Raw genomic sequence first — 17,687 nt, forward strand, 5'->3', positions numbered from 1 at the left:
GGGATAAGAGAATCCGTTCAAGGAAATATCATAGCGTACTGATTTACTACTGTCAACCAAAATCAACAAGTTACCTGCATAATTCTTTTTTTCTACCTAAGCATAAGGTAATAAGCATGAAAATAAGAAATTGATCTTCTTCTAATCTTTAGTCTTACCCAATATAAAATCATCTATTAATGTTACCTAAGGCTTGGGATTACTTCAATCAAGATAGAAGGGAAAGTTCTATTTTATAAAAAAATAAAAATGGGCTTTAAAAATCGTTTATTTTTGATAATTAGTATGTTTTAATAAAATTAATGTGTTATACTATTTAAAACGAAGCCAGAATGCTGTATTATATCACTATCAGGTAAATTTTTTGTGAAAAGGATGGTAATGGGGATGAATAGTGTGGATATAACAAATGAGTTAGCATTACTTGTAGAAGGGGAAAATGCCAGACATAATTTATCAGTTGCTCAACTCGTTGAAAAGGTACTTGAACGCAAGGAAGGAATATTAACTTCAACAGGTGCCATCCGAGCAACTACTGGGGCCTATACTGGCCGATCTCCTAAAGATAAATTTATTGTTAAGGAACGTTCAATCGAACATAAAATTGATTGGGGTACGATTAACCAGCCAATTTCAGAGGAAGCCTTTGATAAACTATATAGCAAAGTCATTACTTACTTAAAAGAACGAGATGAGTTGTTCATTTTCGATGGGTATGCTGGTGCCGACCCGCGCTTTCAATTGCCGCTTCAGGTTATAACTGAGTATGCATGGCATAATTTATTTGCCAGACAGCTTTTTATTAAAGGCAGCAAGGAATCTGAAACAAAAGAAAAGCCGTTTACAATCCTTTATGCCCCACATTTTAAAGCCGATCCAAATATCGATGGCACCAATTCTGAAACATTTATTATTGTATCCTTTGAGAAACGAACCATTTTGATTGGCGGGACGGAATATGCTGGTGAAATGAAAAAGTCTGTCTTTTCCGTTATGAACTTCTTATTACCGGAAAATAATATTCTTTCCATGCATTGTTCGGCAAATGTTGGCTTTGAAGGAGATGTTGCGCTGTTTTTCGGATTATCAGGAACAGGAAAAACAACATTATCTGCAGATCCGAACAGACGCTTAATCGGCGATGATGAGCATGGCTGGTCTACCTCAGGTGTTTTTAATATTGAAGGCGGATGCTATGCAAAATGCATTAATTTGTCTAAAGAAAAAGAGCCGCAAATTTTTAATGCGATTCGTTATGGTGCTGTGTTAGAAAATGTTGTTGTCGATAGTGAAACCCGTGAAGCTGATTATGATAATGCCTTTTTCACTGAAAACACCCGTGCAGCTTATTCGTTAGAAGCGATCGATAAAGTCATTATGCCAAGCATTGCAGGACATCCACAAACGATTGTATTTTTAACGGCAGATGCATTTGGCGTATTGCCTCCAATTAGCAAATTAACTAGAGAACAAGCAATGTACCATTTTTTAAGTGGCTATACGAGCAAGCTTGCAGGTACAGAGCGCGGGATAACGGCTCCAGAAGCAACGTTCTCCACATGCTTTGGTTCACCTTTCTTACCTTTGCAAGCAACACGTTATGCAAACATGCTCGGTCAAAAAATCGATGAACACGAAGTTCAAGTATTTTTAGTGAATACAGGCTGGACCGGTGGAGAGTACGGGGTAGGAAGCAGAATCAAGCTTCAATATACAAGAGCAATGGTTCAGGCTGCAATTGAAGGAGACCTTGACCATATTGAAACAATTAAGGATGAAGTATTCGGATTAAATATTCCAATTCACGTTCCTGGTGTACCAGATGATAAATTGCAGCCTCATCTTACTTGGGGCTCCAAGGAGGCTTATTACACGAAAGCAAAGGAATTAGCCGCTAAGTTTAAGAAAAACTTTGAGAAATTTGCCCATGTCTCACCTGAAATTGAAGAATTGGGCGGACCTGTGGGATAAGAAATGCGCAAGCGCCTTGGTCATCGCCGTACAAACTGGAGGAGCATCGACTGAGATAAAGGAAACACGGTGAGCGAAGCGAGCCGATGTTGACTTATCGTAGGGAGATGATCTGAAGTTTGATAGGCGATAGGCGCTGGAGCTAGACACCGAAACTTAGTACAACTTAGTACAGAATTTTATACTTTCCTATCACGTAAGAAAAACCGGACAAATTGCCCGGTTCTTTTTGTTTTGTGGATATCCGAATATCTTCTTTTTTTCTCAAAAAGATTCTTTCACACACTATTCTTTTATCGATCCTAAGAGAGCCCCTTTCGTAAAATGCTTTTGCAGGAAAGGATAAACCAATAACACCGGTATTGTTGCAACTACTATGACAGCCATTTTAACTGTTAATTCTGGTGGAGGTACATCTGTAAACTCTGCTCCATCATAGCTTAGCCCACTTGCCAGAACTACAATTTGACGCAATAACACCTGAATAGGCCATAAATCGGAATTATTAATATACAAAATCGCATGCATATAGGTGTTCCAATATGTTACTGCATAAAACAAGGAAATGGTCGCAATGGCCGGCATTGAACAAGGAATAATAATCCTAAATAGTATTCCAAAGTCATTGCATCCATCAATCTTTGCGGCATCTTCCAATGAGTCAGGTAACCCCTGAAAAAAGCTTTTTAAGATAATCATATTAAATACATTAATTGAAACGGGGATGACTAAGGCTAGTAAAGAATCAAGCAACCCTGTATATTTTACTGCTAAAAATGTTGGGATCATCCCGCCATTAAACAGCATGGTGAATACGAAAAAAAACATAATAAATCTTCGCCCAACTAAATCTTTTCTCGAAAGTCCATATGCTGTTAAGACAGAAAGAAACATGCTCCACAATGTCCCTCCTGCTGTAACAACAATTGATACTAATAGAGATCGAAATATTGTATCCGTAGAAAAAATGTATTTATAGGCTGCTAAACTCCATTCTGTTGGGAAAAGAACAAATTGTTTTTCTGCTAATTCAGCGCTTGTCGTAAAAGAACTCGCTATAACGTGGATAAACGGAAGTACAGTTACCAATGCAATAATGGATAGTAAAAAGATATTTATGATTGAAAATATTCGGCTTCCTAGAGACTTGTCTTCAACCAATTTTATCTCCTCCCAACAATTTAATAAATTCCTTCTTCTCCATTTTTTCTTGCTATCCAGTTAGCAAAGATAACAAGAATAAGTCCAACAATCCCTTTAAAGAAACCAACAGCTGTACTGTAACTAAATTGACCTTGCTTTAATCCAGCCGTATATACATACGTATCAAAAATTTCAGCTACCTCTCGATTTGCAGCATTTAATAACAAGAAGACATGTTCAAATCCAAGTTCAAGAACATCCCCAATTTTTAAAATGAGCAAAATGATAATAACTCCTTTTATGGCAGGCAACGTAATATGCCACATTTGCTGGAGTCGATTCGCTCCATCCATTCTCGCTGCTTCATATAATTGAGGATCAATCGCAGCAATTGCAGCAAGATAGATGATCGTACCCCAACCTGCTTCACGCCAAATTACCTGGGTTATATACATCGGCCTGAACCAATCAGGATTCAGAAGGAAATTTATTTTTTCGAAACCAACAGCAGTCAACAATCCATTAACGATTCCACCATCAAGTGTCAGCATGACGTATCCAATTGAAACAATGATAACCCAGGACATAAAATGTGGAATATAAATTAATGTTTGAACCGTGCGCTTAAATGCCATAAACCTTACTTCATTAAGCATTAAGGCTAAAATAATCGGTATCGGAAAGAAAAGAATTAAATTTAACGCAAATAAAATAAGTGTGTTTCCAAAGATCATCCAAAAATCAGGCTCTGAAAATAATCTTTCAAAATGTTCAAATCCTACCCATTCACTTCCAGAAATTCCTAAGTATGGTTTATAATCTTGAAACGCAATAATTAGCCCATACATAGGGACATATTTATAAATAATGAAATACAAAATCCCTGGTAAAAGCATGAAATAGATCCATTTATTTTTCTTAATCCTTCTAATAAGTTCTTTCCGTCGTGTATCTTTCAAAACAATTGGTTCTTTATTTATAACTACCTCACTATTCATTTCTATCATCCTTCCTAGAGTAGACTGGAGAGTAAGACTTATTGGAAAAAAACAGATGATCAGCAATACATCGGATACTGGAAGGTCTGCCTTTTCATCTCCAGTCAATCATCTATTATGCACAGAAGCATTTCGTAAGAAGTATACTTTTTAGAACCTATTACATAACATCAAAGCACAGACAATTAATTCCTTTTACGTTCAATCGCTATTTTCAATCCTTTATTTTCATTAAAGCGTTTTCATTAATAGCCCCGTCTAAGTCTTAATTCTTCACTTGTGCTGTACGGTCTTGCAGCTGATGGACAGAAACCTCCCCCCAGCTCAAATCTTTTACTTGATAAGTTTCAATCATTTCTTCATCAAGTTCAATACCTAAACCCGTTAAACTTCGATCCGGCAAGTGGAGATAACCATCTTTATATTGAACTCTATTTTTTACTACGTCACCGATATATAACTCTGGACCAGTTGGATCAGAAGTATAATTTAAATTCGTGATAGATGCCCCTAAATGCGCCATTGCTGCTGTTCCAATTGATAATTCCTGTGTCGTTCCTAGTATGACACTTTTTCCAGCTACTTCTGCGACTGCTGCTGCTCTTTTCGCTGCGGTTAAGCCGCCAATAAAGACAGGCGAGATATTGAAGATATCAACCGAATCATGCTTTATCATTTCATATTGCTGTCTAGTACTCCAAACATGTTCACTAATCGGATAATCTGTTCTCATTCTTATGTGGTGAAAACCTTCATGATCATTTGCAAGTGCAGGACTTTCAATCATTTCCAATCCCAAATCATACTTCGTTAATCTTTTAACTGCTTGTAGCGCTGTTTTCCAATCAAGTAAGTGACTAAAATCAAGTGATTTTATTTTTACTTTTTGACCAAATTCACGTTGTATAGTGTCTAAAAATGCTTCATCTGCCTCTATGTTTTTTCCAACATATAATCTAAACACATCAAATCCCTGATTTAAACGCTCGCGAACAACTTCAATATTCGCTGCTACTTCATCCATAAACCTCATTCTAAAAATTGGATAACATACCTTTATTTTTTCTCTAACTCTGCCACCCAACAGTTCCGCAACAGAAATTCCCAAATATTTTGCACAAAGGTCATAAAGGGCAGCATCGATTCCATTACGGATAAAACTTCCTTTTTCGTAGTAGTACATTGCCTCTGGGAAATTTCCCGTGAGTTCTTTGTTTAGTTTCATAATATCAAATGGAGTTTCACCAACGAGGACTGACTTTATTACATTTGTTAAGTCTTCAACATCTGGTGCATAACGGGGCAGATGAGAAAAGTCTGACATTTCTCCGATCCCTATTACCCCTTCATCCGAATAAATTTTAACGATAATATGTTTATTTACAAAACCAGTTTGACGTGGAACTCCAACTACTGTTAATTTAATATCAGTGATCTTCATTTTCATCATCCTAACAATTTAATATTTTCTCATACATGTTTGATAGGTAGTTGTGCTTAAGAAGCTAGGTCTCATATTAGACGATAATGTGTCATTTGTATCACACTTCTTTACTTGACTGATAGTTGTGTAAGTCCCCAAGAATTCAAAATACTTCGTAATTCTTCTCGATCATTTTCCTTAAGCTTTGAAACAGGTTGTCTAGTAATACCAGCGTTTAATCCAATTTGCTCCATCGCTTCCTTTATAACAACGACATTATTTCCATTATTATATTTAGCTCGCAAATTTTCGAAAGGGACAACTTCTCTCCACACTTTCCATGTTTCTTCTTGATTATTTGACTGAAGAGCTTTCAGCATTTGAAATGATTTTTCTGGATATAAATTGACGAGTCCTGAAGTAAAACCTACTGCTCCTGCATGATGGAAAAATGGGGCCCATTTCTCAGCCGTCCCGCATATCCAGGCAATATGATATTCGTTAGAAACTGATTGGACGATGCTTGCAAATCTAGGGAGGTCATTAACAGCATATTTAACTGCGACAAGCTTTTCTAAGGGGGCTAATTTGAAAAGAATATCATCACTTAAATGATGATCTTTAAAATAAATGACAGAAGGTAAATCGATTGCTTCAATAATCGTCTGAAAGTAATCGAAAGCACCTTCATTCGTAATATAAGGATGAATAGGCATATGAATCATGATACTATCAGCGCCAACTTCTTTAGCGTAATTTCCCATTTCAATGGCTGTATCAACTGAGTAGCCGATCCCTGCTAAAACGGTTGCCCGCCCATTAACATATTCTACAACTCTTTTAATCTCTTCTTTTGCTTCTTCAATGGTCAATGAATAGAATTCACTTGTGTTCCCACATGGTACAATGACTTTTACACCTTTATTTATGAGAAATTCTACATTCTCTTGTACTCCACTCCAATCTATTTCTTTCGAATTCTTTTTAAATGGAGTAATGGTAATTCCGGATATCGTTTCAAATTTTTTACTAAATTCAGCGTAATACATCATTTCCTCCTTCATGATAAGCTAAAAAGTATCGAAAGATTAAAACCTTTCGCAGCTTATACTCAATCATTTAGTTAAGAAATACATTTTAGTTAACGCTTTCAAAAATGACCATATGAACAGCTGTAAAATAAAGTACTTGTTCTAGAACCTCTCATTCTCTAAATGAGCCACAATAGTTTCCTATTTAAGAACAAGTACTTTAAAGATGATCTACTTTTCTTTTGGTCCATTTAAAACATCCTGGGCTGTTCTTAAAATATGCTGTTTCATCACTTTTTCAGCAAGCTCAGGATCTCTTGATAAAATTGCTTCAACTATTTTTTTATGTTCAGAAAAGCCTGATTGTAATTCGCTTTGTTCCATCAATGCTCTTTTCCGAAAGGCTTTGTCAAAACTCGATATATTATCTGAAACTTGTGAAACCATAGGACTTTTAGCTGCCTCTTTTATCAAACGATGAAACTTTGTGTTTTCCTCTACCAATTGATCAACTTTATTTTCCTTTAATAAACGTTCCATTTTTTCGATCTGCTGCTTCAATGCCATTTCGTCTTTTTCAGTTAATTTCATTGCAGCAAGTTTTGCACACACCCCTTCAACCGCAGATCTTAGCATTTGCACCTCTTGAATACTCGTCTCCGCTAAATCTGAAACATATGTACCTTTTCTTGGGACTGTTTCGACTAACCCTTCATAACCAAGCATACGAAAGGCTTCTTTAATAGGAGTGGTACTTACTCCCATTATTTCTGAGAGCTCCCGTTCTTTTAAATGTTCACCAGGCTGAAATCTCCCAGTCACTATTGCTTCTCGAAGGGATTCAACGACGATATCTCTTAGTGATTTTACTTGTTCAGTTTTCAACGAAAATAAGTCGCTGTTTATCGATTGTTCACGCATTGTACTCACCTGTTTTATATTTATTTTTGTTCTGATATCTGATATATCACATCATAGCATACGTCTCTTTTTTCTGTAAATAGCAAATTTTCTGTTAAAACGAAACGAAGTTTCAATGGATATTCTTTTCCTATCAAAACCTATTGAAGCAGTAACATTTCATTATAAGCCATTAACAAAGGGGCTACACCGTGTCCGTTGTTTTCTACAACTTTTTCACCATATACATAATACTCATAAGTGCCATCACGAACTACCCCTGTATCAGGATGTTTCCCTAAACCTGCACTTTTGCATATTCCTCCCAGCAAGATTTCCCCATTTTCCTCACGAAGATACTTTTTTACAGTTCCTTCAAAAGCGGTAATTCCGTTTTTTTTATATCTTTCTGGTAAGTATCCAAGACGAACACCTTTTAAGATTGCATAAGACATCATTGATGTTCCGCTTGTTTCTAAGTAATTTCCTTCTTTACCAATGTAATCGACAACCTGATACCACATACCATTGTCTTGCTGATATTTGAGCATCCCTTCTACTGTTTCTTTTAAAAGAAGTTTTAATTCTTCTTTTTCAGTTCTTTCACCCTCTAAAATTTCTAGTATGTCAACTAATGCCATCACATACCAACCAACAGCACGCCCCCAAACATGTGGTGAACGGCCAGTTTTCTTATCACACCAAAACATGTCGCGGCTTTCATCATATGCATGGACATATAGTTGAGTTTGCTCATCAAATAGAAACTTGCGCACATTTCTAAATTGCTGAAGCATATCTGTGTAATCCTTATCCTCAACAAACTCTTTAATATATTGAACATAGAATGGCTGCCCCATATAAAGACCATCTAACCAAACTTGATTTTCATAATTTGTTTTATGCCAGAAATTCCCCGATTTTGTTCTTGGATAGGTATTTAATTGATTATAAATTAAATCTAATATTCTTTTATATTTTGTATTGCCTTCCTTCTTGAAAAGTGTAAATAAGATAGCTGTCATTCGAATTTGGTCAATATTGTAATACTTGATATTAATTTCATCAACATCTCCATCCTCATTCAAAAGATTGTCAATAAAATTCTTTACAAAAAGATACTCATCCTCATTATCTGAGTATTGATAGCTATCTAAATAGGCTTTAAGAATACACCCTTCTATATAATGCCATCTTAGTGAATACCATTTACCACAGCCATTCATATATTGCTTTTTCAACTTTCCCACTAATTCATAAACCAACTTTCATCCCCTCCAAGCTTTATTAAAAGTGTAAAAAAAACATTTTTTACAAAATATGAAAAATACAACCTATATTTCTTTATATTTAAATCGATGTTGAAAGCGATGTCAATAAGAAATATATTAACTAAATTAAATTTCAGTTGTTTGTCTAATCCTATTTTTCAGTCCATTAATAGATTTCTGGGCGAAGAAAGTCAGGTGAAATAAATTGAATAGTATAAAAATTCTAAAAAGACATTTACTTATCATTAACCTTCGTTTAAAATGAAATTGCTGATATATCAAATATCAAATATCACATGCTATGGGGGTTGAAAAAATGATAAGATCAGGAAAGGCTTTTTCTTTCATTTGTGCACTTTCTTTAGGTATTGCTTCTCTTACAGCGTGCAGCAATGAAAGCGCTTCAAACAAAAGTTCAAATGAACCAACTGAATTTTCAGCTATGGTTAAACTTCACACTCCAGAAGTTCCTGATAAAAAGGTTTTAGACATCCTGGCGAAAGAAACCAACATGGAATTAGATATTCAATTCGTGCCAGCAACAACCTATCCGGAAAAAGTGAATACCTTATTTGCCACAGGATCATTTCCTGACTCCGTTGTATTAGATTTAGAAATGTTAATACAATACAAAGAAGCAATTCGAGATGGTCAATTTTGGGAGATCGGACCTTATTTAGATGAATTTGAAAATTTAAGCAAAATGAAGAAAGATGTGTTGGAAAACACAAAGGTTGATGGCAAGATTTATATGATCTATGAAGGGAAACCTTTATCCCGCCAAGGTATGATTTATCGAAAAGATTGGGCGGATAAACTTGGACTTTCAGCTCCAACCAATATAGATGAGTTTTATGAAATGTTAAGAGCATTTACTGAAGACGACCCTGACGGAAATGGAAAAGACGATACAATTGGATTAACGGACCGGAATGAATTAATTTTTGGAGCATTTAAAACAGTTGCCTCTTGGTTTCATACTCCCAACAATTTTGGCGTAAAAGATGGAAAAATAGAACCGGAATTTATGTTCCCGGAATATATGAAAACCTTAGACTTTTTTAGAGACCTGCATAAAAAAGGCTACATAAATAAAGATTTCCCAATAACAAGTAAAACCGATCAGCAAGCGATGCTTAAAAATGGAACGGCAGGCGTATATGTTGGTTCTATGGGAGATGTACAATCTCTTTACACAGATGCAGCAAATATTAACCCTAATGTTGAGTTAGATGTACACAACCAAGTTGCAGGCCCAGATGGTCAATTTACAGTATGGTCATTACCTGGATATGGAAATGCCATCTTATTCCCTAAATCATCTGTTAAATCAGAGGAAGAGTTAAAAAAGATCCTTGCTTTCTATGATTATCTCATGACTCCTGAAGGGGCTAATTTAATTTATTGGGGGATTGAAGGTGAACATTACACAATTAAAGATGGGATGGCCCAAATTAAAGATCAACAATTATTTGATCGGGAAGTATTACCAATACAAACATTAGAGATTGCCGAGGAAGAAACGAACGGAAGATTGAAAGGCTATTTCACATATGAACCACAAGCAAAGGCTGAAGAATTATTTACCGACAATGAACAGTATCTAATTGAAGATCCGACTATCGGACTTGACTCCCCTACATTTATTGAAAAAAGCGTTTCTCTGCAAAAAATCATTGATGATGCCACATACAAATATATTATAGGAGATATAGATAAAAAAGGATTCCAAGCTGCTGTAGAAGAATGGAAAGAACAAGGAGGCGATCAAATAATTGAAGAATTCAGTTCGTCTTACCAAAAGAAGAAATAAATAGTACTCCTTATATGAATGCATCCAACCTGAAGAAGAATCAAACCAAAAACCCAGAGGTCTATCTGGGTTTTTGGATGTATTACTTTTAATTTGTTGAATTAAGCGCAACTAAACGATACGTCACAACTGTTTTCTTTTCATGAAGCTGAAGCTTTTCTACAATAGCTTCCCCAGTCGTTTCTCCATCCTTCGTTTTTCTTACTTCTACAGGAATATCAATTGGATAAATTCGATATCCCTCTTTTGTTAATTGAAACACATTTTCTTCTATACGTTGCTCTTTTCCTTTTGTCACAATCATTGTATTAAATTCAACAGGCATTCCCATGAGAAAACCTCCTCTTTATCACAAATCCTTTTATACTTATCATACCATCTTGTCTAGGCCTTGAAAAACATTATTGTTTTTTCATCCATGTGCAAAGCCTATGTAATGTCTCACGATTAATTTTCGGTGGAAAATAATGAGTAAATTCCTTGAAGTACCAGCTTTCAACTTTTTTATTTAATTCCTTTAATCGCTTTTCAAGTCTGTATGAATGCTCAACAGAGACATTTTTATCCTTCACCCCGTGTATAATTAATACAGGTGCAGTCATTTTTTCTAATTCATACAAAGGTGTTCTCCACATATATCGATCCGGAACTTTTGCAGGTGTGCCGCCAATAACTCTTTTCATCATTCTACGTAAATCCACTCGCTCAGAATAAGTTAAAAACATATCGGAAACACCGCCCCATGTGACAACTGAGCGGATGTTTTCGGCTAGTATTCCAGCTAATAACGCCATCACACCACCTCTTGAAAATCCAAATAAATGGATACGGTCTTGATTCACCTTAGGATGTCTTTTTAAAAGGTCGATCGCAGAGATGGCATCATACCGATCATCACCAGCAAAATCTTCATTTCCTTCACCGCCTTGATTGCCGCGATAAAATGGTGCCATAACAACAAAGCCTTCTGAGGCGAACTGAATAATTCGTCCAATCCTAACCATCCCTACATTTTTAATACCGCCTCGCAAATAGAGAAGTCCATCATAGCAGCCTGATGCAATTGGTTCTGCCAATAGTCCCTTTACTTTTAAATGATCGGACACATATGTAACCAACCAAAGCTGAATAGCTGGATTTGGAGAGGGATATTTCACTTTACTAATGATTTCACCGTTCATCTAATTCTTCACTCTTTCCATCTTTAAAATCAATCTTATTTTACTAACATACCCAAAACAGCAGCGTTACTAAATAAATAATAGGCATTCACACATTTTTTCAACTTTCATAAATTATCAGTAGTTCATATTCTGCTTATTTCACCCATCACCGTTTCTATTTTATTAAAAATTATTGATGCATTGCATCTAGGAGGTTAGCAACATGAAAAAATGGCTGCTGTTGGTATGTCTTTCTCTTATCCTGGTTTTACCACTTTCAGCATGTAATCAAAACAGCCCGGAGAAAATTAAGCTTGCTGAAGTAACACATTCGATTTTTTATGCCCCTTTATATGTCGCAATTGCAGAAGGCTTTTTTGAAGAGGAAGGTCTTGATGTCGAATTGACGACTACCTGGGGTGGAGATAAAACGATGACTACGTTGCTTTCAGATGGTGCCGATATCGCTCTTGTTGGCTCTGAAACATCGATATATGTTCATGCACAAGGCTCAAATGACTCTGTTATAAACTTTGCTCAGCTCACACAGACTGATGGCACCTTCCTTGTAAGCCGTGAAAAAATCGACAATTTTGATTGGGATCAATTAAAGGGCAGTTCGTTTTTAGGGCAGCGTAAAGGCGGCATGCCGCAAATGGTCGGTGAATATGTGTTAAAACAGCATCAAATAGATCCAAAAACAGATCTCAACTTAATTCAAAACATTGACTTTGCCAATATTCCAAGCGCCTTTGCTTCAGGTACAGGCGATTTTGTTCAATTATTTGAACCGACGGCAAGCATCTTTGAGAAAGAAGGAACTGGTCACATCGTTGCCTCCTTTGGTACTGAGTCGGGAAAGGTCCCTTACACAACGTTTATGAGTAAAGAAAGCTTTCTTAAAGAAAATGAAAGTGCTGCTAGAAAATTTACTGCAGCGATCTATAAAGCACAGCAATGGGTTCAAGAAAAAAGTGCTGCTGAAATTGCAAAATCAATCGCTCCGCAATTTGAAGATACGGAACTCGAGCTCATCGAAACTGTGGTAGATCGCTATAAAACACAAGGCTCCTTCGCTACAGATCCAATCCTAGATGAAGAAGAGTGGGAAAATCTTCAAAATATTATGGAAGAAGCAGGAGAGCTTCCAGCCCGCATTAGTCATGATCCACTAGTAAACAACACATATGCTGAGGAAGTAGTCGAATAGCAAGGAGGGTTGATCATGTCATTTTTAACAGTAGAACATGTACATCATGTGTATTTTACAAAGGAATCAGCTACTGTTGCCCTTGAGGATATAAGGCTCAGCGTTGAGGAAGGAGAGTTTGTCTCCTTCCTGGGCCCAAGCGGCTGTGGAAAAACCACGCTTTTATCAATTATTGCTGGGTTAATCAAACCTGTTGAGGGTACTGTAAAAATTGCTAATAAAATCATTACAAAGCCTGAGACCATTATTGGTTATATGCTGCAGCAGGATTATCTCTTTCCTTGGAAAACCATTGAGGAAAACGTCACATTAGGTTTAAAAATTATCGGACAAAAAACAGAAGAAACGAAAAAAAACACCTTATCCCTTTTAAAGGAAATGGGCCTAGAAAATGTAGAGCACCAGTATCCAAGTCAATTATCCGGAGGGATGAGGCAAAGAGCTGCTCTTGTAAGAACATTGGCGACAAACCCAAGAATTCTTTTGCTTGATGAGCCTTTTTCAGCATTGGATTACCAAACAAAGTTACGGTTAGAGGATCTCGTTTGGCAAACGTTAAAGGATTATCAGAAAACAGCACTGCTTGTTACTCATGACATTGGTGAAGCAATCGCGATGAGTGACCGTATCTTCGTTTTTTCAGCTAAGCCGGGAAGAATTAACAGAACCTATTTAGTACCAAAGGAACTAAGAAAATTAACGCCGTTTGATGCTAGACAACACCCTTCATTTTCAACACTATTTCAGCAAATATGGAAGGAGTTGGACCAGCTTGAAATCAAATGAAACAATTGAACACCTTCACAAAAGCTACAAACGCGGCCTTGAAAAGGAAAAAAAGTGGGTGCAATTTTATCAAATTCTCATTTTTATCTGTTTCTTTGGATTATGGGAAATTGCAGGGAGAAGAGAATGGGTTGACCCGCTGTTATTTAGCTATCCCTCAAAAATATGGGCATTATTTATAACAAAGTTAAATGACGGAACCCTTTTGCCTCATATCGGAGTCACTTTATTTGAAACAGTTTTCGGGTTCATTTTGGGAACATTCCTTGGCGCTTTACTTGCTGCCATTTTATGGTGGTCTAATCGCCTCTCAAAGATTTTAGATCCTTATCTCGTCATACTAAACGCCATGCCAAAGGTAGCCCTCGGGCCGATTTTGATTGTGGCATTAGGCCCCGGATTTGTTTCCATTATTGCGATGGGAACGATTATCTCCGTCATTATCACAACCATTGTCATCTATACCTCATTTAAAGAGGTCGATGCAAATTACTTAAAAGTTCTTAAAACATTCGATGCTTCAAAAATTCAATTGTTTAGAGAGGCTATTCTACCAGCATCCTTTCCAACCATCGTTTCCACTTTAAAAGTGAATGTTGGATTATCATGGGTTGGCGTTATTGTCGGAGAATTTCTCGTTTCAGCTAAAGGACTTGGGTATATGATTATTTATGGCTTTCAGGTTTTCAATTTTACGTTAGTGCTTTTAAGTCTGCTTATCATTGCGGTATTTGCCACTATCATGTACCAAGGTGTTGATCTTTTAGAAAAGCAATTTATTAAAAACGAAAAAAGAGGCTGACATACAATAGTCCCTCACACTTCTCCTGAGGGGAAAGTTGTTGTCACCTCTTATTTTTTCATAAAAACCTTTTCTTAATTTCCATCAGACTTCTTTGCAGCACTTCATCCTTCATAATGAAGCTATACCTTCTGTCCTTCTGAACTCCTTCTGGTATCTCATCCAATAAGATAGGACCATATGTCTCAAAATAACCTTCCTGCTTAATTAACTCACTAATGATCGCGTAATAAATATTTTTTACGATCGTTCGCTCTTTACCAGCCACTTTGTACTGACCGATATAATTGATTGTCTCAACGATACCGCCCGTCTCTTCTTTAACCTCTCGAATTGCTGCTGCTACTGCTGTTTCATTTGCTTCTACCTTCCCGCCTGGAAACTCATAGCCGCGATCTGAGTGTTTTGTTAACAGCCATTTATTTTCGTATCGACATATAACCCAAACATGCTTCGGGTTTGTTGAAAATGGGTGATCCTCAAATGATAAATGAACTTCATTGTGATAATAATCAAAAAACCGATACATAGTTAATCCCTCAATTTTCTCCTTATATACCAAACACGTACATTGACCACCAATCTGCAGTGAACAATACCTTTTTAAATCTTATCACAATGTATAATCCATGTATAAGGTTTATTCTTGTTCTTCGATTCTCGACATAAGTCCTTGTGTGCGTATATGCTCCTTCGCTTCCTCATCTCCAAGCTCATAGATCATGCGATAGATTTTTTGATTTGTATCATCAATTTCATCGTTTTCACGATCATAATGATACTGGACATATGGAGTATGAGCACGATAAAAACCTTTTATATCTGCTGAATACACTTCATCAAAATATTGTCGCAGTTTAATAATTTCATCATCTGTTGCTTCAATCTTAAAGTCCCAAGGAGAAGCAGTGCTAAGTTGAGAAATCTCGCCTTGGGCAACGGTAATATAATACGTTTTTTTCGAATTTTCCATCGATGACAGCTCCTTCACTTTTTCCTTAGATTATTTTTTGTACCCAATGGATAATTTATTCAATTCTTTCTGTTTATGCATAGTTTATTAACGATGAGAGAAATTAAAAGTAACTTAAAATGGAGTTTATGATGGAGGTTGGATTAACCCTATGGATCATGTTTTGATTAAACATCTTGAAATAGAAAAATTTCGGGCAGATGAAGAAGATGTCAAAGCGTATGTACAATCAATCATTAGCAAAACAAATAAACCAGAGATTCTTTCATGGATTCACCATTTATCTGATCATGATTTACAATCCTTAATCACTCCTTATTTAACTGAGAAGCTGACAGAGGAATTGGCTGAGAAAGAGTATTAATCACAAGAAAAGGGTCAGTCCCCGTTTTTTAGTGGACTAACCCTTTCTTATTATTCTTATTTGCCTAAGAACGATTTAAGCATCCAATTATGTTTCTCCAAGCTTTGGTGGATCGCTAATAGCATATCTCCGGTTGTTTCATCTCCGACCTCTGCTGCAAGATCCATACCTTCTTTTAATTCTTCTGCAAGTTGAGAAAAATCTTCATAAATAGATTGAACCATTTGTTGTGCTGTTTCTTTTCCTTCAGCTTCTTTAACTGATGAAAGTTCTAAACATTCCTTCATCGTTGCAACAGGAGCTCCCTCCAACGCTAAAAGACGTTCTGCCAATTCATCAATATGAACGGCTGCTTCATTGTAAAACTCCTCGAACTTTTCGTGAAGTGTGAAGAAATTTTCTCCTTTAACAAACCAATGGTAATTATGTAGTTTGACATAAAGCACTGTCCAGTTTGCTACTTGTTTATTGACGGTTTTAATTAATTTTTCTGACATAAAAAATCCTCCTTTTCATTCTAGTAGTTATTTACCCTAAATAGTTTTCTCCAAAACATTTTATTTTATCTAATTATCCATATTTAACCGAAAAGATTCTTCATGTTAAAATGATAGTTGTTGAATTTATCTATTTTTACCCTCTATTTAGTGCGAAAGGAGTCATAATGAAAACCATCTTAATTATCTGTGTTGTCATCGTCATTATTGTTCTGTTATTAAGTGTTTTAACGACAAGCAAAGCGTATCAATATAAACACACAGTTGATCCTGTTAAAAAGCTTGATGATCTGCCGGGAAATGAAACAGAGAGCGAAAAAGAAAAATAGGCCTTTAATGAATAAAATAGAAAAGGCACATCGCGAGAGTAAACGTGCTTTTTCTATTGATCATTTTAGTTATAGTTTTCATACACATATGGCTCATCAGGCTGTTCTATTTCTTCAACAGCCGTCACCTTAATATATGGAAGGGTTAAATCGTGATAGTTGATCGTCGTTACTGTCCCCTCTATTTTTAGCCACTGATCATCACCAAATTGTTTAGCATCAGGTATTGTCACGAGTGTTCCATACACAGATGCATCCGCTACACAGCAGGAAAGACCAAATCTAGCAAGGACGAATTGATCTTCCTTAAAATCATCCTCCCGGTACACAAAGCCCATCATCTCTACCTTTTTCCCGACAAATTTCTTTGGGTTTTGATCGAGTATCGAGGTCATGGCAATATAATCTTTTTCAGTGAGTGAAATCATATCCATATCGAGCATTTCTTTTTCTAATTGTGCATAATAATCTTCAGGAGGTGCTTGCAGTTCAAATCCTTCCGGGTGTTCAAGTGGAACATCTGGAATGTTTGACGATTGTGCAACCTTATCACCAATACCCTCGTCCAATTGATCAAGATAGGCTTCTTGCTCAGCAGTTCCATCTGCTTGAGCTTTGGTTTCTGCCATCGATTTAAACCCGCGTTTTGCTGCAACCGAACTATCCAATACAGCTTCCGGAAATAAAAATCCCGTTATGATTGGAATAATAAAAAGAAGATAAACAAAGAAAGACCGGAAAGATGTAAGAGACCTGGAATGCTCCATTCCACAAGCACAATCAATCCCTGCTTCCTTCTTTGACCCGCTCCGCCAAATTTGCATCACACCAAGCAATAAAAAAACAACCATGGCAAAGTAAACGAAAGGCATCATTTTCGGTGCAATAAAATTAGTTATATTCCCTGTTAACTCCAACTTTATCATAAGCAAGGTAAAACCAATTAAAATGATGCCTCTTAAGTAGATATGAAAACGAGAATGTTCGTTATGGTTATGCATATCAAAACCTCC

At 36.3% G+C, this 17,687-nt stretch carries 19 protein-coding genes; 7 read left to right on the top strand and 12 right to left on the bottom strand.

Annotated features, from left to right (window positions below):
- The first annotated feature begins 387 nt into the window (after nucleotides 1-387).
- Nucleotides 388-1,971, top strand: a complete 1,584-nt coding sequence (gene pckA / locus ACSVDH_RS21640; protein WP_439249838.1) for a phosphoenolpyruvate carboxykinase (ATP) — start codon at nucleotides 388-390, stop codon at nucleotides 1,969-1,971.
- A gap of 285 nt (nucleotides 1,972-2,256) precedes the next feature.
- Here the strand turns inward: pckA and ACSVDH_RS21645 are convergent, their stop codons facing one another.
- The 6 genes from ACSVDH_RS21645 to ACSVDH_RS21670 form a co-directional block, all read right to left on the bottom strand.
- Nucleotides 2,257-3,132, bottom strand: a complete 876-nt coding sequence (locus ACSVDH_RS21645) for a carbohydrate ABC transporter permease (RefSeq protein WP_439249837.1) — start codon at nucleotides 3,130-3,132, stop codon at nucleotides 2,257-2,259.
- Between the two features lie 20 nt (nucleotides 3,133-3,152).
- The gene (locus ACSVDH_RS21650) at nucleotides 3,153-4,112 is read right to left on the bottom strand and encodes an ABC transporter permease (protein WP_439249836.1); all 960 of its coding nucleotides are present in this window, start codon (nucleotides 4,110-4,112) and stop codon (nucleotides 3,153-3,155) included.
- Nucleotides 4,113-4,377: 265 nt separating this feature from the next.
- Nucleotides 4,378-5,553, bottom strand: coding sequence for a mandelate racemase/muconate lactonizing enzyme family protein (locus ACSVDH_RS21655; protein ID WP_439249835.1), 1,176 nt, complete (start codon nucleotides 5,551-5,553; stop codon nucleotides 4,378-4,380).
- A gap of 110 nt (nucleotides 5,554-5,663) precedes the next feature.
- Nucleotides 5,664-6,584, bottom strand: a complete 921-nt coding sequence (locus ACSVDH_RS21660) for a dihydrodipicolinate synthase family protein (protein ID WP_439249834.1) — start codon at nucleotides 6,582-6,584, stop codon at nucleotides 5,664-5,666.
- A 213-nt stretch (nucleotides 6,585-6,797) separates the two neighbouring features.
- Nucleotides 6,798-7,487 carry a GntR family transcriptional regulator gene (locus tag ACSVDH_RS21665; RefSeq protein ID WP_439249833.1) on the bottom strand — a complete coding sequence of 230 codons (690 nt, stop codon included), beginning with the start codon at nucleotides 7,485-7,487 and terminating at the stop codon, nucleotides 6,798-6,800.
- Between the two features lie 140 nt (nucleotides 7,488-7,627).
- Entirely contained in the window at nucleotides 7,628-8,731 is a 1,104-nt protein-coding gene (locus ACSVDH_RS21670; RefSeq protein WP_439249832.1) for a glycoside hydrolase family 88/105 protein, read from the bottom strand.
- A gap of 322 nt (nucleotides 8,732-9,053) precedes the next feature.
- Here ACSVDH_RS21670 and ACSVDH_RS21675 point away from each other — a divergent pair, with 322 nt between their 5' ends.
- Complete coding sequence (locus ACSVDH_RS21675; RefSeq protein WP_439249831.1) at nucleotides 9,054-10,550, top strand: extracellular solute-binding protein; 1,497 nt, start codon at nucleotides 9,054-9,056, stop codon at nucleotides 10,548-10,550.
- 88 nt (nucleotides 10,551-10,638) lie between these two features.
- On the opposite strand, the gene ACSVDH_RS21680 is transcribed toward ACSVDH_RS21675, so the two are convergent.
- Nucleotides 10,639-10,881 carry a DUF2584 domain-containing protein gene (locus ACSVDH_RS21680; protein ID WP_299089297.1) on the bottom strand — a complete coding sequence of 81 codons (243 nt, stop codon included), beginning with the start codon at nucleotides 10,879-10,881 and terminating at the stop codon, nucleotides 10,639-10,641.
- Nucleotides 10,882-10,951: 70 nt separating this feature from the next.
- Nucleotides 10,952-11,731, bottom strand: a complete 780-nt coding sequence (locus tag ACSVDH_RS21685) for an alpha/beta hydrolase family protein (RefSeq protein WP_299089298.1) — start codon at nucleotides 11,729-11,731, stop codon at nucleotides 10,952-10,954.
- Between the two features lie 205 nt (nucleotides 11,732-11,936).
- On the opposite strand from ACSVDH_RS21685, the gene ACSVDH_RS21690 reads away from it, so the two are divergent.
- Genes ACSVDH_RS21690 through ACSVDH_RS21700 form a run of 3 tightly spaced genes read left to right on the top strand, consistent with a single transcriptional unit; the run spans nucleotide 11,937 to nucleotide 14,511 of the window.
- A complete protein-coding gene (locus ACSVDH_RS21690) occupies nucleotides 11,937-12,923 on the top strand; it encodes an ABC transporter substrate-binding protein (RefSeq protein WP_439249830.1) in 987 nt (328 codons plus the stop codon).
- Nucleotides 12,924-12,938: 15 nt separating this feature from the next.
- Nucleotides 12,939-13,709, top strand: a complete 771-nt coding sequence (locus tag ACSVDH_RS21695; protein WP_299089301.1) for an ABC transporter ATP-binding protein — start codon at nucleotides 12,939-12,941, stop codon at nucleotides 13,707-13,709.
- On the top strand, nucleotides 13,696-14,511 hold the full coding sequence (locus ACSVDH_RS21700; RefSeq protein WP_439249829.1) for an ABC transporter permease: 816 nt from the start codon (nucleotides 13,696-13,698) through the stop codon (nucleotides 14,509-14,511). Before ACSVDH_RS21695 ends, ACSVDH_RS21700 begins: the two co-directional genes overlap by 14 nt.
- Before the next feature lie 58 nt (nucleotides 14,512-14,569).
- On the opposite strand, the gene ytkD is transcribed toward ACSVDH_RS21700, so the two are convergent.
- Together ytkD and ACSVDH_RS21710 are read right to left on the bottom strand one after the other, a co-directional pair.
- Nucleotides 14,570-15,040 (bottom strand): RNA deprotection pyrophosphohydrolase, encoded by a 471-nt coding sequence (gene ytkD / locus ACSVDH_RS21705; RefSeq protein ID WP_439249828.1) that lies wholly within the window; start codon nucleotides 15,038-15,040, stop codon nucleotides 14,570-14,572.
- 111 nt (nucleotides 15,041-15,151) lie between these two features.
- Entirely contained in the window at nucleotides 15,152-15,484 is a 333-nt protein-coding gene (locus ACSVDH_RS21710; RefSeq protein WP_299089304.1) for a hydrolase, read from the bottom strand.
- Nucleotides 15,485-15,635: 151 nt separating this feature from the next.
- On the opposite strand from ACSVDH_RS21710, the gene ACSVDH_RS21715 reads away from it, so the two are divergent.
- Nucleotides 15,636-15,848: a hypothetical protein gene (locus tag ACSVDH_RS21715; RefSeq protein ID WP_439249827.1), complete on the top strand. Its 213-nt coding sequence runs from the start codon at nucleotides 15,636-15,638 to the stop codon at nucleotides 15,846-15,848.
- Between the two features lie 56 nt (nucleotides 15,849-15,904).
- Here ACSVDH_RS21715 and ACSVDH_RS21720 read toward each other — a convergent pair whose 3' ends face one another.
- The gene (locus ACSVDH_RS21720) at nucleotides 15,905-16,345 is read right to left on the bottom strand and encodes a Dps family protein (protein ID WP_299089306.1); all 441 of its coding nucleotides are present in this window, start codon (nucleotides 16,343-16,345) and stop codon (nucleotides 15,905-15,907) included.
- A 167-nt stretch (nucleotides 16,346-16,512) separates the two neighbouring features.
- Here ACSVDH_RS21720 and ytzI point away from each other — a divergent pair, with 167 nt between their 5' ends.
- Complete coding sequence (gene ytzI / locus ACSVDH_RS21725; RefSeq protein ID WP_299089307.1) at nucleotides 16,513-16,674, top strand: YtzI protein; 162 nt, start codon at nucleotides 16,513-16,515, stop codon at nucleotides 16,672-16,674.
- Between the two features lie 65 nt (nucleotides 16,675-16,739).
- Here ytzI and ACSVDH_RS21730 read toward each other — a convergent pair whose 3' ends face one another.
- A complete protein-coding gene (locus ACSVDH_RS21730) occupies nucleotides 16,740-17,675 on the bottom strand; it encodes a TIGR03943 family putative permease subunit (protein ID WP_439249826.1) in 936 nt (311 codons plus the stop codon).
- Nucleotides 17,676-17,687 lie beyond the last annotated feature (12 nt).

Origin of the sequence: Metabacillus sp. Hm71, assembly GCF_051842955.2 — a bacterium.
Taxonomy (GTDB): Bacteria; Bacillota; Bacilli; order Bacillales; family Bacillaceae; genus Metabacillus.

Excerpts from the sequence above, each read along its gene's own strand:
- ACSVDH_RS21695 (WP_299089301.1), top strand. The coding sequence starts at position 12,939 with ATGTCATTTTTAACAGTAGAACATGTACATCATGTGTATTTTACAAAG.
- ACSVDH_RS21690 (WP_439249830.1), top strand. The coding sequence starts at position 11,937 with ATGAAAAAATGGCTGCTGTTGGTATGTCTTTCTCTTATCCTGGTTTTA.
- ytzI (WP_299089307.1), top strand. The coding sequence starts at position 16,513 with ATGAAAACCATCTTAATTATCTGTGTTGTCATCGTCATTATTGTTCTG.
- ACSVDH_RS21660 (WP_439249834.1), bottom strand. The coding sequence starts at position 6,584 with ATGTATTACGCTGAATTTAGTAAAAAATTTGAAACGATATCCGGAATT.
- ACSVDH_RS21665 (WP_439249833.1), bottom strand. The coding sequence starts at position 7,487 with ATGCGTGAACAATCGATAAACAGCGACTTATTTTCGTTGAAAACTGAA.
- ACSVDH_RS21720 (WP_299089306.1), bottom strand. The coding sequence starts at position 16,345 with ATGTCAGAAAAATTAATTAAAACCGTCAATAAACAAGTAGCAAACTGG.
- ACSVDH_RS21650 (WP_439249836.1), bottom strand. The coding sequence starts at position 4,112 with ATGAATAGTGAGGTAGTTATAAATAAAGAACCAATTGTTTTGAAAGAT.
- pckA (WP_439249838.1), top strand. The coding sequence starts at position 388 with ATGAATAGTGTGGATATAACAAATGAGTTAGCATTACTTGTAGAAGGG.
- ACSVDH_RS21730 (WP_439249826.1), bottom strand. The coding sequence starts at position 17,675 with ATGCATAACCATAACGAACATTCTCGTTTTCATATCTACTTAAGAGGC.
- ytkD (WP_439249828.1), bottom strand. The coding sequence starts at position 15,040 with ATGTATCGGTTTTTTGATTATTATCACAATGAAGTTCATTTATCATTT.
- ACSVDH_RS21655 (WP_439249835.1), bottom strand. The coding sequence starts at position 5,553 with ATGAAGATCACTGATATTAAATTAACAGTAGTTGGAGTTCCACGTCAA.
- ACSVDH_RS21710 (WP_299089304.1), bottom strand. The coding sequence starts at position 15,484 with ATGGAAAATTCGAAAAAAACGTATTATATTACCGTTGCCCAAGGCGAG.
- ACSVDH_RS21685 (WP_299089298.1), bottom strand. The coding sequence starts at position 11,731 with ATGAACGGTGAAATCATTAGTAAAGTGAAATATCCCTCTCCAAATCCA.
- ACSVDH_RS21715 (WP_439249827.1), top strand. The coding sequence starts at position 15,636 with ATGGATCATGTTTTGATTAAACATCTTGAAATAGAAAAATTTCGGGCA.
- ACSVDH_RS21680 (WP_299089297.1), bottom strand. The coding sequence starts at position 10,881 with ATGGGAATGCCTGTTGAATTTAATACAATGATTGTGACAAAAGGAAAA.
- ACSVDH_RS21675 (WP_439249831.1), top strand. The coding sequence starts at position 9,054 with ATGATAAGATCAGGAAAGGCTTTTTCTTTCATTTGTGCACTTTCTTTA.